Source organism: Variovorax sp. CF313 (assembly GCF_000282635.1).
In the GTDB taxonomy this organism is placed as follows: Bacteria; Pseudomonadota; Gammaproteobacteria; order Burkholderiales; family Burkholderiaceae_C; genus Variovorax.
In genome coordinates this window covers 55,731-71,061 of record NZ_AKIW01000097.1, presented here as the reverse complement: position 1 = coordinate 71,061, position 15,331 = coordinate 55,731, and the positions used below count along the sequence as shown (strand labels likewise).

Here is a 15,331-nt window from a genome sequence, read left to right as displayed (position 1 = left end):
AACCCCCTACCGGGGGCAACACCGGCGGCCCGGCGAAGCCGGTTCCGCGGTGTTCCACGAAAACACCCCGACTAGACTCCGCGAATGCCCTGGCACGCCCGTCTCCATCTCTCCTACCAGCGGGAATCCGCCCGCACCGTCGCCCGCTTCCGCCATGACGGCCCGCTGCGCATCCTGCAGAGTCTGTACCCCGAGGGCGACGCCGTCTGCCACAACGTGCTCGTGCATCCGCCGGGCGGTCTGGTGGGTGGAGACACGCTCGACCTCGGCATCGAGGCCGCCGACGGCAGCCATGGCCTGATCACCACGCCCGGCGCCTCGCGCTTCTACCGCTCCGAAGGCGAGCTGGCGCTGCAGCGCACGCGCATCCGCCTCGCGGCCGGCGCGCGGCTCGAATGGCTGCCGCTCGAAGCCATCTGCTACAGCGGCTGCCAGGCAGAGAACCGGCTTTCCATCGAGATCGAGCCCGGCGCCGAGCTGATCGGCTGGGACATCACCGCGCTCGGCCTGCCGAATGCCAACCAGCCCTTCGAGCGCGGCAGCTACCTGCAGCACATCGAGGTGCCCGGCGTGTGGCTGGAGCGCGGGCGCATCGACGCGGCCGACCATCGGCTGCTGCAAAGCCCCATTGGCCTCAACGGCCACCGCTGCCTGGCTTCGCTGTTCTTCGTGGCGGGCTCGCCGGTAGCGCGCGCCCGGCGCGAGGCCCTGCTGGCGCACGCACGCTCACTGCTCGAAGCGAGCCCGCTGTTCGGCAGCGCAGGTGCCACCAGCCCGCATGCCGAAGTGGTCGTGCTGCGCGTGCTCGCGCCCGTGGTCGAGCCCGCGATGCAGTTGCTGCGGCAAGTCTGGCAGGCATGGCGCGGCGAGCTGTGGCAGCTGCCCGCGGCCACGCCGCGCATCTGGGCGACCTGAGCCCGATCTTCGCCCCTGGGGCCAATCTGTAGGCGCCGTCTGACGGACAGCCGCTTTGCAAAGGCGCACGCTGCCTCTTTTGCCCAGCGGATGACGAGGATCGGCCATGTCTCCAGACAACGCCCCGAACGCCCACACCCATGCGGAAACGCAGCTTCATCGGCATCTGGCGCACTTCAACGCCGCACGGCTGAAGTTCGGCAGCCCGTCGCCCCACTGGCAGGATGAGCTCGCCCGAGAGCATGAATGCCGCCTGATCGAAGGCAGGTACCTCGAAGCCCTGCGCACCACGGTGCAGGTGGCGGCATCGGCCTCGGCCGGCAATGCGGACCATTTCACCAGCTGGTTCGCGTCGCTCGCGCGCACGGGCCCCGGCCAGCATCACCCGCTGTTCGACTGGCTGGCTCAGGAAGCCACCCTGCCGCAGATGCGCTGGTTCCTCACGCAGGAGGCCGCGGGCGAAGCGGGCTTCGAAGACCTGCTGGCCTGCGCCCAGGTCAAGCTGCCGCCGCAGCCCAAGCTCGAATGCGCGCGCAACTTCTGGGACGAGATGGGCCATGGCAAGCGCAGCGCCATGCACGGCCAGATGCTGGAGCACATGGTGCGCGAACTCGACCTGCATCCGGCCATCGACACCACCGTATGGGAGTCGCTCGCGCTGGCCAACACCATGGTCGGGCTGGCGACCACGCGGCGCTACGCGTACCACGCCATCGGCGCGCTCGGCGTCATCGAGCTCACGGCCCCCGGGCGGGTGAAGCAGGTGGCGGCCGGCATGCGCCGCCTGGGCCTGAGCGGCCGTGCGCGCGCCTACTTCGACCTGCATGCGGCGCTCGACGTGTCGCACTCGCGCGCGTGGATACGCGAGGTGATCCGGCCGCTGGTCGAGGCCGATCCGTCCTGCGGGCAGTTCATCGCCGAGGGCGCGCTGATGCGGCTCGTTTGCGGAGAGCGCTGCTTCGCGCGCTACACCGCCGAACTGCAACAAGCCGAGGAGGTCGCCGCATGATGAACGCAGCCGGCGTGCTGCGCCAGGTGGCGGCCACGGGCTATCGCTTCACGACCGTCACGCCCTTGACCCACCAGCGCGTGCTCGCGCGGCGCGGGCGCGAGCCGGGAGCGACGCTGCGCGATATCTTCGGCTGGAACCTGCCGTTCGAAGCGGGCACCGTGCCGCCGGAACTGCTGGCCGGCATGGAGCAGGCCGGCATCGTGCGCCGCACAGGGTCGCTGCTGCGCAGCACGGTGCGCATAGCCAGCCTCGGCGACGACCTGTTCTTTCACTCGGCCTACCCGACGGTCGAGGAGAACGCCGTGTTCTTCGGGCCCGACACGCATCGCTTCGGGCGTTTCATCCGCTATGCGCTGAACCCGCGCAAGACAAAGCAGCCGCTGCGCGTGCTCGACGTGGGCTGCGGCAGCGGCGCGGGCGGCATTGCGATGGCGCGTGCGCTGGCGGCGATGGACACGCCCTGCACGATCGTGATGAACGACATCAATCCGCTGGCGCTGGAGTACACGGCCGTCAATGCGGAGGCCGCCGGCATCCCTGTGACGCTCGCGCAGGGCGATGCGCTGTCGGCGGTCGAAGGCGACTTCGACCTCATCGTGTCGAATCCGCCCTACCTCGACGATGCCGCGCAGCGCGCCTACCGCCACGGCGGCGCGCGGCTCGGGCGGGCGCTCGGCGTGCGCATCGCGGCCGAGTCGCTGAAGCGGCTGGCGCCGGGCGGGCAGCTGCTGCTCTACACCGGCGTGGCGATGGTCGATGGCGAAGACCCGTTCCTTGCCGAGATACGGCCGCTGCTCACCGCGCCGGGTTTCGAGTGGTCGTATGCCGAGATCGATCCCGACGTGTTCGGCGAGGAACTGGAACGCCCGGTGTATGCGCACATCGACCGCATCGCCGCCGTCGGGCTCGTTGCCACGCGCACAGCGGAGGCCGCGTGATGGCCGCCGGACTCGACCTCGGCGCCGACACCGCGCGGCTCGCCGTGGTGCGCGAATGCAGCGTGCTGGAGCGCATGCCCAAGTGGCTCATCTGCGTGCCGCTGGTGGTGCAGTGGCTGTGGCTGTCGCTGCGCTACGGCGGTGCCACCTTGCCGTCGGCGGCCAACCCGCATCTCACCTCGGGCGGACTGGTGGGCGAAGGCAAGCTCGAATACTTCCGCGGCATGGGGCCGCTGGCGCGCTCGCTCACGGCCGACTACTGCGCGGTGTTCAACGATGGCACGGCGAACGAAGACTCGTTGCGGCGAATCATGGCTGAGAACGGCCTCGCATTCCCCATCGTCGCCAAGCCCGACCTGGGCCTGTGCGGCTACGGCGTTCGCTTGCTGCCCGACATGGCTGCGCTGCGGGCGTACCTGGCCGCCTTTCCTTCCGGCGAAACGGTCGTGCTGCAACGCTACCTGCCGCAGGAAGGCGAGGCAGGCATCTTCTACGCACGCGATCCCGTCACCGGCGAGGGCCGCATCATCGGCCTCGCGCTGCGCTACTTCCCGCGCGTGACGGGCGACGGCCGCAGCACCGTGGCGCAGCTCGTGGCGGCCGACGTGCGCGCGCGCCGCATCGCGCGCTCGCCGCGCCACGAATGCAGCGTGCCATCCGAGAGCGTGCCGGCCGCCGGCCAGCAGGTTCGGCTGGCCACCATCGGCTCGACCCGCGTGGGCGGGCTGTACCGCGACGGCGCGGCGCTCATCACGCCCGAGCTGGTGCGTGCCATCGACGCCATCGCGCGCGACATGCCCGACTTCCATTTCGGGCGCTTCGACGTGCGCTGCGAGAACCTGCGCGAACTCGGCGCCGGGCGCGGCTTCACCATCATGGAGATCAACGGCGCGGGCTCCGAAGCCATCGAGGCCTGGGACCCCGACATCGGCGTGCTGCAGGGCTTTCGCATGGTCTTCGCCAAGCAGCGGCTGCTGTTCGCCATCGGCGCAGCGCAGCGCAAGGCCGGCGTACGGCCCATCGGCCTGCTCGCCCTCGCACGGCTCAACCGGCGGCAGAACCGCCTGGTCGACCGCTATCCGCCATCCAACTGAATTGCCGCATGCACATGGACATCACCGCTTCGCACGCCCTGCCCCGCCGTTCGCTCGCGCCGCTCGCTGCCGCGGCGCCCCTGCTGGAAACCCGCTGGGCCGATTGCGAAGAGGACGTGCGCGACGCCCAGCGCCTGCGCTTTCGCGTGTTCGCGCAGGAAATGGGCGCCCGTCTCGCGCCACCCGAAGGCACGCCGCCCGGACTCGATGCCGACCGCTTCGACCCCTTCTGCGACCACCTGCTGGTGCATGCGGTGGACCCCGTGCACGGCCGCGGCCCGCTCATCGGCACCTACCGCGTGTTGACTCCGGAAGCAGCGCGCCGCGCGGGCGGCTTCTACACCGACACCGAGTTCGACCTGGCGCCGCTCGCGCCGCTGCGTGCGCGGGCGCTTGAGCTGGGCCGCTCGTGCGTGGATGCGGATTGGCGCTCGGGCAGCGTGATCATGGCGCTGTGGGCCGCGCTGGGGCAGTACATGGTCGACCACGCACTCGACACCATGATCGGCTGCGCCAGCATCGGGCTCGACGACCAGGGCCTGACTGCCGCGCGGCTGTGGCACCAGCTGTGCCGCACGCACCTGGTCGAGCAGCGCTGGCGCGTGGAGCCACGCATCGCACTGCCGCTGGACACCGATGCAGAAGCCGATGCCGACAGCGACACGGCGCCTCCCGCCGCGCCGCCGCTCATCAAGGGTTACTTGCGCTGCGGCGCGCGCCTGCTCGGCCCGCCCGCGCTCGATGTCGCGTTCAACACCGCCGACCTGCCGATGATGCTGCGCGTGGACGACGTGTCGCCGCGCTACCGCCAGCATTTCTTCGGCGTCGCCGCGTGACGTTGCGGGCGCGATCACGGCGCGCCCGGGCGCTTGGGATACAGTCCCGCACCTCACGCCCTCACGCCCCACCGCCAGAGTGAACTTCAGAAAATCCGCCAACAGCCTTGTTGTTCGCCTGCTCATGATGGGCCTTTTGATGGCGGTGGTGGGAACCGCCGGCAGCTACATCCAGCTCAGCCGCTTCCTGCGGGAGGAGCTGACCCGATCGGTGGCGGTGCAGCAAACGGCGCTGGCCGCCTACGTGGCGCGCAACGTCGACAACTACCTGGGCGAGCGGTTGTCGTTCCTCGAACGCCTGGCGGCCACCCTGCCGCCGGAACTCCTGACGCAGCCCGACCGGCTGCGGGGATGGCTGGCGGAGCGCAGCACGCTGAGCCCGGTCTTCCCGCTCGGCCTGATGGTCGCGGACGCCACCGGCAAGCGGCTCGACGGTACGGGGCAGCTCGCAACGGACGGTTCGGAATTCGCGTCCGCGCGCGCAGGGCAGTCCGCGCCGGGCCGTCCGCGGGCCACAGCCTCCCGGCACTCGGTCTTGCCCATGGCCGTGCCCGTGCGCGACGCCGCCGGGCAGGTGGCCGCCGTGTTGCTCGGCACGGCGGACCTCTCGGCCGACGGCCTGCTCGACCATTTGCAACAGGGGCGCGTGGGCGAAGCAGGCGGCATCCTGGTGGTGTCGCCGCGCGACCGCATCTTCGTGGCCTCGACGGACGTCTCGATGTCCCTCACACCCACCCCGCCCGACGGCGTGAACCCGCTGCACGACCGCGCCATGGCGGGCTATCGCGGCAGCGGGACGACGCGCAATGCCAAGGGCATCGACGAAATCTCCGCCATCGCCTCGGTGCCGAACAGCGGCTGGTTCGTGGTGGCCCGGCTGCCCGTTTCGGAAGCGCTGGCCCCGGTGGGGCGCATGCAGACCTTCATCCTGCAGCAACGCGCACCCGCCGTGGCAGCGGTACTCATCGTGATCGGGCTGATCATGGCGTGGCTGCTGCGGCCGCTGCTGCGCGCCGCCGACCAGGCCGACCGGATGACCCGCGGCGAACTCGCGCTGACGCCGCTGCGGGTGGTGCGCGACGACGAGATCGGGTACCTGACGCAGGCCTTCAACCGGCTGCTGGCCAAGCTGCTGGACAACCAGGAGGCCTTGGCGCGCCTGGCCCACCACGACAGCCTGACCGGCCTGCCCAACCGCAAGCTGCTCGACGAACGGCTCCAGCAGGCGCTGCTACGGGCCAAGCGGCATGCGCGCCAGATGGCCGTGCTCTACCTCGACCTCGACGGATTCAAGAAACTCAACGACACGCTCGGCCACGAGGCGGGCGACAAGGCGTTGCTGGAAATCGCGCAACGGCTGCAGGGCCTGGTGCGGCAGACCGACACGGTGGCGCGCATCGGGGGCGACGAATTCGTGCTGCTGGCCGCCGACTTCGAAAGCTCCGCGGAACAGGGTGCGACGACCCTGGCCCAGCGCTGCATCGACGCGATCGCCCGGCCGCTGCAACTGGAGACGGGGCATTGCGACACGGTCATCGGCGTATCGATCGGCATCGCCCTGGGCAACGGCAACGAAACGCCGCAAGACCTGCTCGCCACGGCCGACGCGGCCATGTACCGGGCCAAGCAGAGCGGACGCGGCAACTATGCAGTGACGCCGACGCCGCACTGAGCGCGGCATCATCCGCTGCCGCGGCCCCTACGCCGGCATGTCGGTCCGCGGCAGCCGAAGGTGCTTCTTCAGCGTCTCGAACACCTGCCGCGTGACCGGATTCACCACGTGGCTGCGCACGTAGAGGTAGTACGCCAGGTCGGGCAGCCGCGGCATGCCGTCGCCCGCGCCGAGCACGCGCAGGCCCGCGTCGAGCTGTTCCACGCCGCGGGCCGTCACGCCCAGCCCCGCACGCAGCGCAGCCTTGATGCCGATCAGGCTCGACGAGGTGTAGCGCGGCGTCCAGGCCACGCCCGCCGCGTCGAGCGCCTCGTGGCCGATGCGGCGGAAGATGCTGGGCCCGTCCGCCATGATGAGCGGCACCGGCTTGGCCGGGTCGTGCACGTAGCCCGCGGCGCACAGCCACACGGTGGGCGAGTTGCGCAGCACCACGCCGTCGAACTGCGCGTCGGCGCGGTTGGAGATGATCATGTCGACCTCGCCGCTCTTGAGCGAGGTCATCAGGTAGGGACTGCGGCCGATGTGGATGTCCAGCTGCAGCAGCGGCGAGGTGCGCGCCACCTCGGTCAGCAGCAGCGGCAGCATGGTCTCGGCCACGTCGTGCGGCGCGCCGATGCGCAGGTTGCCTTCGAGCTGCCCCTGCCGCAGGCTGCGCAGCGCTTCGTCGTTCACCGCGAGCATGTGGTGCGCGTAGGTGAGCAGCCTCTCGCCGTGCTGCGTGAGCCGCTTCTGCCGGCCCTGCTTGGCGAACAGCGGGGGGCCGATCTGCTCCTCCAGCCGCTGCATCTGCTGCGTGATGGCCGACTGCGTGCGCCCGAGGTGCACAGCGGCGGCGGCAAAGCTCTGGTGGCTGACGACGGCCGCGAAGGAACGCAGCAGTTCGAGATCGAGCGTGGGCATGTATTAATTTTATTGAAGTGTTTCCTGCGCCAGCTGGATTGTTGCGTCACGCCCCCGTCACTACAGTGGATGCACACCGAACAGGCAACCCCACTGGAGAAAACCGCATGAGCACCCCATCCGAGCAACGCAGCCGGGCCGTCGAGGCGTCCATCGCCGACATGAAGAAGGCCATAGGCGGCGCTGAAGCCACCCGGGAAAAGCTCGACGCGGTGCTCGATTCGCTTCAAGGCCTGGCCGCGCACACCGAATACTGGGGCGCCGCCGACTTCCCGCCGCCCGAGGCGGGCGAGCACCAGGCCCGCTACCTGATCGCCGAAGACCCGGACCAGAGCTACGCGCTGTACCTGAACGTGATGCGCCCGGGCAAGAAAATCGTGCCGCACAACCACACGACCTGGGCCTGCATCGCGGCCGTGGAAGGCACCGAGCACAACCGCGTGTACGAGCGCACCGACGACGGCAGCGTGCCGGGCGTGGGCAAGCTGAAGCAGACGGCTCTGGTCGTCGTCGCGCCGGGCAAGGGCATCGCGCTGATGCCCGAGGACATCCACTCGGTCGAGATCCAGGGCGAGCAGGTCATCCGCCACCTGCACATGTACGGCCGCGCGCTCGAAACGCTGAACCAGCGCACCGCCTACGACCTCGACGCGGGCACGTACCAGACCATGGGCATCGGCGTGCAGACGCGCCGCTAGCCGCATTTTTTTTCCGCTTCGCTTTCATGCGGGCCGCGCAGCGTGGCCTCGCAGGATTTCATTCGTCCCGACGACTCGCCTCATGACTTCCTCCATCGACCCGAAGACCCTCAAATCCTGGCTGCACGACGGCGGCGAGATCGCGCTGCTCGACGTGCGCGAGCACGGCCAGTACGGCGAGGCCCATCTGTTCTACGGCATTCCCCTGCCCTTCAGCCGGCTGGAGATCGATGCGCCGCGCCTCGTGCCGCGCCGCGGCGTGCGCGTGGTGGTGTACGACGAGGGCGACGCCGACGTGGCCGAGCGCGCCGCCGCGCGCCTCGCCGTGCTGGGCTACGGCAGCGTGCATGTGCTGCAAGGGGGCACTCGTGCCTGGAAGGCCGCGGGCTACGTGCTCTTCGCGGGCGTCAACCTGCCCTCGAAGACCTTCGGCGAACTGGCCGAGGAGGTCTATCACACACCCCGCGTCAGCGCCGGCCAGCTCGCGGAGATGCTCGCTCGCAAAGACAAGGTGGTTGTGCTCGACGGCCGCCCCGCCAGCGAGTTCCACAAGATGAACATCCCGGGCGCCACCTGCTGCCCCAACGGCGAGCTGGCCTATCGCGTGCGCCGGCTGGTGCCCGACACCACCACGCCCATCGTCATCAACTGCGCGGGCCGCACGCGCAGCATCATCGGCGCGCAGACGCTCATCAACCTGGGGCTGCCCAACCCCGTCTATGCGCTGGAGAACGGCACGCAGGGCTGGTACCTTGCCGATCACACGCTGGAGCACGGCGGCACGCGGCGCTACGCCGACGACAGCGGCAACACCGACCTGCGCTCCGCCGCCAGGGCGCTGGCCGCCCGCTTCGACGTGCCGATGGTGAACGCGCAGGCCGTGCGGCAGTGGGCCGACGACGCAGAGCGCACCCTGTTCCTGTGCGACGTGCGCACGCCGGAAGAATTCGCGGCCGGCAGCCTGCCCGGTGCGCAGCACACGCCGGGCGGACAGCTGATGCAGGCGGGTGACCAGTACTTCGGCGTGCGCGGCGCACGGCTTGTACTGTTCGACAACGACGGCGTGCGTGCGCCGACCATCGCGAGCTGGCTGCGGCAGATGGGGCACGACGCGAGCGTGCTCGAAGGCGGGCTGGCGAGCGGGCTGTCGCTCGCGCCTGCCGCCGCGCCCCGTGCGCCCGCACTGGCCACCATCGATGCACAGGCGCTCGCCGCGCGCATCGAGCGCAACGAGGTGGCGGTAGTCGACCTGCGCGCCAGCATGCAGTTTCGCGCCGGCCGCATCGCGCAGGCCCGCTGGTCGATCCGCCCCCGCCTCGCCCGCGACGTGGCGAACACCGAGACGCGCCAGTTCGTGCTGGTTGCCGACGACGCCGCGCTCGCGGCATGGGCCGCGGCCTCCGAGCTCGCGGGCCTGCCGAGCGCACCGCTGCTGCTGGCAGGCGGCATGGCCGCATGGCGCGCCGCCGGCCTGCCCGTCGAGGCCACGCCCGCGCTCCCCGCCGACGGCGACTGCATCGACTACCTGTTCTTCGTGCACGACCGGCACGACGGCAACAAGGAAGCCGCGCGCCGCTACCTCGCATGGGAGACAGGCCTCGTCGCGCAGCTCGACGCGCAGGAGCGCGCCGCCTTCCGCCTGCCCGCCGCCGCATCGCACGGCTGACATCCCCGGTTCCGCTTTCCGTTCGTCCTTGTCCGTTCCTATTCCAGGAGTTCCGCCATGCCGTTCGCCAGCCGCATCCTGCACATCGCCCGTTATGCCGTCGCCGCCGCATGGCTCGCGGCGCTCGCCCTGCAGCCAGCCGCCGCCGAACCGCTGGCGCCACGCAACGGCTTCCCCTCGCAGACGGTGAAGTTCATCTCGCCCTTCCCCCCCGGCGGCGGCAACGACGCGACGGCGCGCCTCGTCACCACACGCCTGCCGGAAATCATGGGGCAGGCGGCAGTGGTCGACAACCGCGGCGGCGCGGGCGGCAACATCGGCGCCAAGGCCGTGGCCGACGCCAGGCCCGACGGCTACACCGTGCTCACCTCGCAGGTGTCGATCATGGCCGTGAACCCCACGCTGTACGCGGCGCCGGGCTTCGACCCGATCAAGAACTTCATTCCCATCACGCAGATCAACGCCGCACCGCTCGCGCTGGTGGTGGACGCCAGCTCGCCCCTCAAGAGCTTCGCCGACCTCGCGACGAAGGCCAAGGCCAGCCCCGGCAAGGTGACCTATGCGACGCCCGGCAACGGCACGCTGTCGCACCTCGTCGGCGTGGTGCTGGCCAAGGACAACGGCGTGGAGATGACGCACGTGCCCTACAAGGGCGCCGGGCCGGCACTGACCGACCTGCTCGGCGGACAGGTCGACGTGCTGGTCACGTCCACCGCTTCGGTCGCAGGCTTCGTGCAGAACGGCAAGCTGCGCGTGCTCGCCGTGACCAGCCCGCGCCGCATCGGCGTGTTCTCGAAGGTGCCGACACTGGAAGAGCTGGGCTATGCCGGTGCACGCTTCGAAGACTGGTACGGCTTCTTCGCGCCCGCCGGCACGCCGCCGGAACGCGTGGCCTACCTGAACGAAGCCATCGTGCGCACGCTGCATCTGCCCGAGGTGAGCAAGCTCGTGACCGACGGCGGCAGCGAGGTGGTGGCCAATTCGCCGGACGCCTTCGCGGCGCAGTTGCGCCAGGACATCGACCGCTGGTCGCGCATCGTCAAGCTTTCGGGTGCACGCGCCGACTGATTGACGCAACATGGCGGCCCAACCTCCCTTCGCCCCTCCCCAACCATGTCCGATTCGCACTCCGTCCCCGCCGGCCTGGCGCTCAATACCCGGCTCACACGCACCGGCAAGACGCCGTCATACGCCGGCGGATCGCCCGTCAACACGCCCCTGGTGCGCGCGAGCACCGTGCTGTTCGACAGCGTGGGCGCGATGCGCGACGCGCGGGCTAGGCGCGACGAGGAGCGCATCTTCAGCTATGGCGCACGCGGCACGCCGACCACCTTCGCGCTCGAGGATGCGGTGAGCGAACTCGAAGGCGCCTATCGCACACGGCTCTTTCCGACCGGCCTTGCCGCCATCGGCATGGTGCTGCTGTCGTACCTGAAGCCGGGTGACCACGTGCTGATGTCGGACAGCGTGTACGAGCCCACGCGCAATCTCGTGCATTCCTTCCTCGAGCCGTACGGTATCCGCAGCTCGTTCTTTGCAGCGGATGGCAGCGGCATCGGGGAACTGTTCGAGCCGAACACGCGGCTCGTGTATGCGGAGTGCCCCGGCTCGCTGGTCTACGAGATGTGCGACCTGCCCAAGCTCGCGGCACTGGCGCATGCGCGCGGCGCGCTGCTCGCGGCGGACAACACCTGGGGATCGGGCGTCCAATACCGCCCGCTCGCGCTGGGCGCGGACATCTCGACGATGGCCGCGACCAAGTACCTCTCGGGCCACTCGGACGTGATGATGGGCACCGTCGCCACGACCGAAGCCGCATGGCGACCGCTCAACGAACGCTGCGATGCGTTCGGCATGACCGTAAGCCCCGACGACGCGTGGCTGGTGCTGCGCGGCATGCGCACGCTGTCGGCGCGGCTGCAGATGCACGAGCGGCATGCGCTGGAGGTGGCGCACTGGCTGCAGGAGCGGCCCGAGGTGGCGGCCGTGTTCTGCCCGGCACTGCCGCGACACCCGGGGCACGACCTCTGGAAACGCGATTGCAAGGGCACGAACGGGCTGCTGTCCATCGAGCTGCAGCCAGGCATCGAAAGCGCGGCGGTCGAGCGCTTCGTCGATGCACTCACGCTGTTCGGGCGTGGCTCGTCATGGGGCGGCTATGAAAGCCTGGTGGCGTGGACCAACATGCGTGCGGCGCGCAGCGTGACGGATTGGAGCGGGCGCGGGGCGGTGGTGCGGTTGCACATCGGATTGGAGGCGCCCTCGGATCTGATGGCCGATCTGGAGCGCGGGTTTGCTGCAATGCAAACCCGGCAGCAGCACGGCGCGGACGCTCAAGCCCGGTCCGGGCGCCTCGCGTAGGCCAGGGCCAGCGCGAGCCCCACCACCGCCGCGGCGCCCAGCAGTTTCACGGGACTGCTAGTCAGGCTGCGCACGGCTCGACCGCACACGGCGCCCCAGCCCTCGCGCGCGGGAAACAGCAAGGCGCGTTCATGCGGCGTGAGTGCGCGCAGGGCGCTGGGGTTCTCCTCGTCCTCGAGAACGGCCTGGGACACATCGAGTTGCGTGACGTCCTCGGGATGGCGTGGGAGAGTCGTCGGCTTGCGCATGGTCAAGATCCTCGTAGCGGAATGATCGAGCCCCGAGCTTGCGCTGCCCCGCGGCCTTCGCCCATGCGCGGGCGCAGACGCTGCGAGTAGGCCAACTTCCCGCCTGCGGCGGCGAAATCTTCGCGAGCCCGGCGATGCAGGGCGGATTCGTTCATTCGCAGGCGCTCTTCCCCGCAGGCGAGGCACGCAGCCGGTTCAGGAAGGTCAGCTGCACCTTCGCCGTCTCGCTGCCCTGCATTGCCGCGCGGCGCATCCACGCCCCAGCCTCGCAGCGGTCGGCCTTCACGGCCGTGCCGTACAGCGTCGGGCCGGTCAGCAGCACCATGCCGAGCATCTCCTGCGCCTCGGCGTGGCCTTCGGTGGCGGCCTGCCGCAGCTGTACGAGCATCGCGCGGTAGTCGCGGTCGGCCTGTGCTTCGAGGGCCAGCTGGAAGCGCTGTTCCGCCTGCAGCTCGACGCCCGCATCCGAAGGATGCGCGGCGCTGAGCGCGGCCACCAGCAACAACGCACCCGACAGCAGCACGCGAAAGCGCAGCGACAGGCCGGTCATCTGGTTGAGTTCGGATGGCATCGATGTTCTCCACGAATAGTGTTGTCGTGCAGGCATCGTCGCGCGGCCGCGCCGAATGGAGAAGCCGGATTTCGCACAGGCCGCCTCAGCCGGAGACTGAGCCCGCGCCCGTGCCTCAGAACTTCGCGGTCAGCATCACCTGCAATTCGCGCCCGGGCCCCGGCGTGATCAGGTTGTCCACGCTGCCATGCCCCGACACGTAGTACTTGCGGTTCGTGATGTTCTTCAGGTTCGCCGAAATCTCGTAGCGCCCGGTCTTGTAGCTCGCGGCCAGGTCTGCCGTGACATAGGAAGGCAGCGTGACGAGGTTGCTCAGCGACGCATAGCGCGCGGCCACGTAGTTGACGCCGCCGCCCGCGCTCAGGCCGTTGCCCAGGTCCTTCATGAGCCACACGAAAGCCGAGTGCCGCGGTGTGAGGGGCGCGATCTTGCCCTGCACCGGCATCGCCGCTCCAACCGGCAACTGCAGCGAACTCACCGTGGCCAGCGACTTGGTCATGCGGCCGTCGAGGTACGCATAGCCCGCGCTGATGTCCCAGCGGCCCGGCAGCTTGCCGGCCAGCGCCAGCTCCATGCCGTTGGTGCGCTGCGTGCCCACGTTGATCTGCCGCGCGGGGTTGGTCGGGTCGGTGTTCTTGATGCCCGAGCGCTCCAGGTTGAACACCGCCGCAGTGAGGTTGAGCGCGCCATCCAGGAAGTCGAGCTTGGCGCCGATCTCCTTGTTCACCGTGATCTCGGGGTCGTTGGCGGTGTTGCTGGCCGACAGCGCGAAGGTCTCGGCCGAAGGCTGGAACGAGCGGCTGTACGACACGTAGTACGACTGCGTTTCGCTCGGCTGCCAGACCACGCCCGCGCGCGGGCTGAACTTGCGATCGGTGCGCGACAACGGCGCCAGCGTGCGTTCGAACGAGGTGTCCTGCCCGAAAACGTCGTAGCGCCCGCCGACCAGCGCCTTCCACTGCGGTGCCAGGGTGATCTGGTCCTGCGCGTAGAGCGCGGCGGTCTTGAAGCGCGTGTTGCTCGGGATCGCGCTGCTGGCCGTGTAGCTCGCGAGCGGAATCGGCGCGGGCGCGGCCACCGGATTCAGGATGCTCACGCGTTCGAAGCCGGTGGCCGACGACACGGAGTACGCCCGCTTCTCCTGCTGGCCGAACTCCGCACCCAGCAGCCATTCCTGCCTGAAGCCGCCGAGCTCGTTGCGCCATGTCAGGTCGGTCTGGTTGAACCAGCCGCTCTCGTCGCGCAGGATGAAGCCGCGCGTGCGGCCCACGGTCAGGCGAACGGGGTCGGTGGTGCCGCTGGGCAGCGTGTTGTAGCGGTCGAGTCCGTAGCTGGAATAGCGCGTGGTGTTGCGCAGGCTCAGCGTGTCGCTGAAGCGGTGGTTCAGCGTGGCGGTGAACGACTGCACCTTCGTCGTGGTGGTGTCGTCGCGCTTGCCGAAGGCCGAGCCGTAGTAGGTGCCGATGGGCACGTTCACCGGGCGGCCGTTGAGCGCCGGAATGCCGAAGTCGGTGAGCCGCTGGTCGTAGGCGTTGGTGTACTGCAGCAGCAGATCGGTCTGCGGACTGAACTTGATGGCCAGCGACGGCGCGACGTTGTAGCGGTCGATGAACTGCTGGTCGCGGTAGCTGCCCGACTTCTCGCGCGCGACGTTGAGGCGAAACGCCATGTTCTCGCCGATGGGCGTGTTGAGGTCGGTGGTGAGCCGCTTGAAGTCGTGCGTGCCGAGGCCGAGCGAGACTTCGCCGAAGGCGCGGTCGAAGGCCGGCTTCTTGGTCACGCGGTTGATCAGGCCGCCCGAGGAACCGCGGCCGTACAACACTGCGGCCGGGCCTTTCAGCACCTCGATGCGTTCGGTGTCCGAGAGATCGCGGAAGTAGAGCGCGTCGTCGCGCACGCCGTCGACGAACCAGTCGGCGATGGCGGTGAAGCCGCGGATCACCACCTGGTCGCGCTGGCCGTCGCCCGCGTTGAACGACACGCCGGGCGCGTTGCGCAGCGCGTCCTGCATCGAAGTCGCGCCCTGGTCGCGCAGCAGCTGCGCCGGCACCACGTTGACCGCCTGCGGAATGTCCCGCAGGGGCGCGGAGCCCTTGGTGGCAGTGCTGCCGATGGACGGCGCATAGCCGACGTCCTGCTCGGAGCTGACGGTCACTTCCTTGAGCGTCGCATCAGCGCTCTGGGCCTGTGCCGCGCAGTGCGCGGCGGCCAGGGCGGCAACGAACAGGGACGGATGGCGCAGGCGAAAACGCGGCGCGCGAGAACGGACGGACATGGCGAAATTCCCTCAGGGCGATTTGTTTTTGAAATCGCGAAGCGCCACACCGGCTCCCCATCGCTCGGATGGAGAAACCGTGTACGCCCTGCCTGGAGGAAATCTGGGTTGGGTGCCTTCGCCGGCCCGCACCGGCTCGATGGCC

14 protein-coding genes are annotated in these 15,331 nt (G+C 69.7%); 10 read left to right on the top strand and 4 right to left on the bottom strand.

The annotated features are described in order from the left end of the window. The first annotated feature begins 84 nt into the window (after nt 1-84). From PMI12_RS23185 to PMI12_RS23160, 6 genes are all read left to right on the top strand, one after another. Entirely contained in the window at nt 85-915 is an 831-nt protein-coding gene (locus PMI12_RS23185; RefSeq protein WP_007837292.1) for an urease accessory protein UreD, read from the top strand. Nucleotides 916-1,021: 106 nt separating this feature from the next. Continuing rightward, entirely contained in the window at nt 1,022-1,924 is a 903-nt protein-coding gene (locus PMI12_RS23180; RefSeq protein WP_007837291.1) for an iron-containing redox enzyme family protein, read from the top strand. Beyond that, the gene (locus tag PMI12_RS23175; protein WP_007837290.1) at nt 1,921-2,865 is read left to right on the top strand and encodes a methyltransferase; all 945 of its coding nucleotides are present in this window, start codon (nt 1,921-1,923) and stop codon (nt 2,863-2,865) included. Before PMI12_RS23180 ends, PMI12_RS23175 begins: the two co-directional genes overlap by 4 nt. Beyond that, complete coding sequence (locus tag PMI12_RS23170; protein WP_007837288.1) at nt 2,865-3,959, top strand: hypothetical protein; 1,095 nt, start codon at nt 2,865-2,867, stop codon at nt 3,957-3,959. The genes PMI12_RS23175 and PMI12_RS23170 overlap by 1 nt, the downstream gene beginning before the upstream one ends. An 8-nt stretch (nt 3,960-3,967) precedes the next feature. After that, on the top strand, nt 3,968-4,795 hold the full coding sequence (locus PMI12_RS23165; RefSeq protein ID WP_007837286.1) for a GNAT family N-acetyltransferase: 828 nt from the start codon (nt 3,968-3,970) through the stop codon (nt 4,793-4,795). 79 nt (nt 4,796-4,874) lie between these two features. Further along, nucleotides 4,875-6,467, top strand: a complete 1,593-nt coding sequence (locus PMI12_RS23160; RefSeq protein WP_237726161.1) for a GGDEF domain-containing protein — start codon at nt 4,875-4,877, stop codon at nt 6,465-6,467. 27 nt (nt 6,468-6,494) lie between these two features. Here the strand turns inward: PMI12_RS23160 and PMI12_RS23155 are convergent, their stop codons facing one another. Beyond that, the gene (locus PMI12_RS23155; protein ID WP_007837283.1) at nt 6,495-7,367 is read right to left on the bottom strand and encodes a LysR substrate-binding domain-containing protein; all 873 of its coding nucleotides are present in this window, start codon (nt 7,365-7,367) and stop codon (nt 6,495-6,497) included. A gap of 107 nt (nt 7,368-7,474) precedes the next feature. On the opposite strand from PMI12_RS23155, the gene PMI12_RS23150 reads away from it, so the two are divergent. The 4 genes from PMI12_RS23150 (at nt 7,475) to metC (ending at nt 12,092) form a co-directional block, all read left to right on the top strand. Further along, nucleotides 7,475-8,065, top strand: coding sequence for a cysteine dioxygenase family protein (locus PMI12_RS23150; RefSeq protein WP_007837281.1), 591 nt, complete (start codon nt 7,475-7,477; stop codon nt 8,063-8,065). An 82-nt stretch (nt 8,066-8,147) separates the two neighbouring features. Then, entirely contained in the window at nt 8,148-9,731 is a 1,584-nt protein-coding gene (locus PMI12_RS23145; RefSeq protein WP_007837278.1) for a rhodanese-like domain-containing protein, read from the top strand. A gap of 57 nt (nt 9,732-9,788) precedes the next feature. Further along, the gene (locus PMI12_RS23140; protein WP_007837276.1) at nt 9,789-10,799 is read left to right on the top strand and encodes a Bug family tripartite tricarboxylate transporter substrate binding protein; all 1,011 of its coding nucleotides are present in this window, start codon (nt 9,789-9,791) and stop codon (nt 10,797-10,799) included. Nucleotides 10,800-10,844: 45 nt separating this feature from the next. Continuing rightward, nucleotides 10,845-12,092 (top strand): cystathionine beta-lyase, encoded by a 1,248-nt coding sequence (gene metC, locus PMI12_RS23135; RefSeq protein WP_007837274.1) that lies wholly within the window; start codon nt 10,845-10,847, stop codon nt 12,090-12,092. Here metC and PMI12_RS23130 read toward each other — a convergent pair. The 3 genes from PMI12_RS23130 to PMI12_RS23120 form a co-directional block, all read right to left on the bottom strand. Further along, nucleotides 12,065-12,340 carry a hypothetical protein gene (locus tag PMI12_RS23130; protein ID WP_007837272.1) on the bottom strand — a complete coding sequence of 92 codons (276 nt, stop codon included), beginning with the start codon at nt 12,338-12,340 and terminating at the stop codon, nt 12,065-12,067. The two genes, metC and PMI12_RS23130, sit on opposite strands and share 28 nt — an antisense overlap. A 151-nt stretch (nt 12,341-12,491) precedes the next feature. Next, nucleotides 12,492-12,911, bottom strand: a complete 420-nt coding sequence (locus PMI12_RS23125) for a sel1 repeat family protein (protein ID WP_007837271.1) — start codon at nt 12,909-12,911, stop codon at nt 12,492-12,494. A 115-nt stretch (nt 12,912-13,026) separates the two neighbouring features. After that, nucleotides 13,027-15,186, bottom strand: a complete 2,160-nt coding sequence (locus PMI12_RS23120; RefSeq protein WP_007837270.1) for a TonB-dependent receptor — start codon at nt 15,184-15,186, stop codon at nt 13,027-13,029. Nucleotides 15,187-15,331 lie beyond the last annotated feature (145 nt).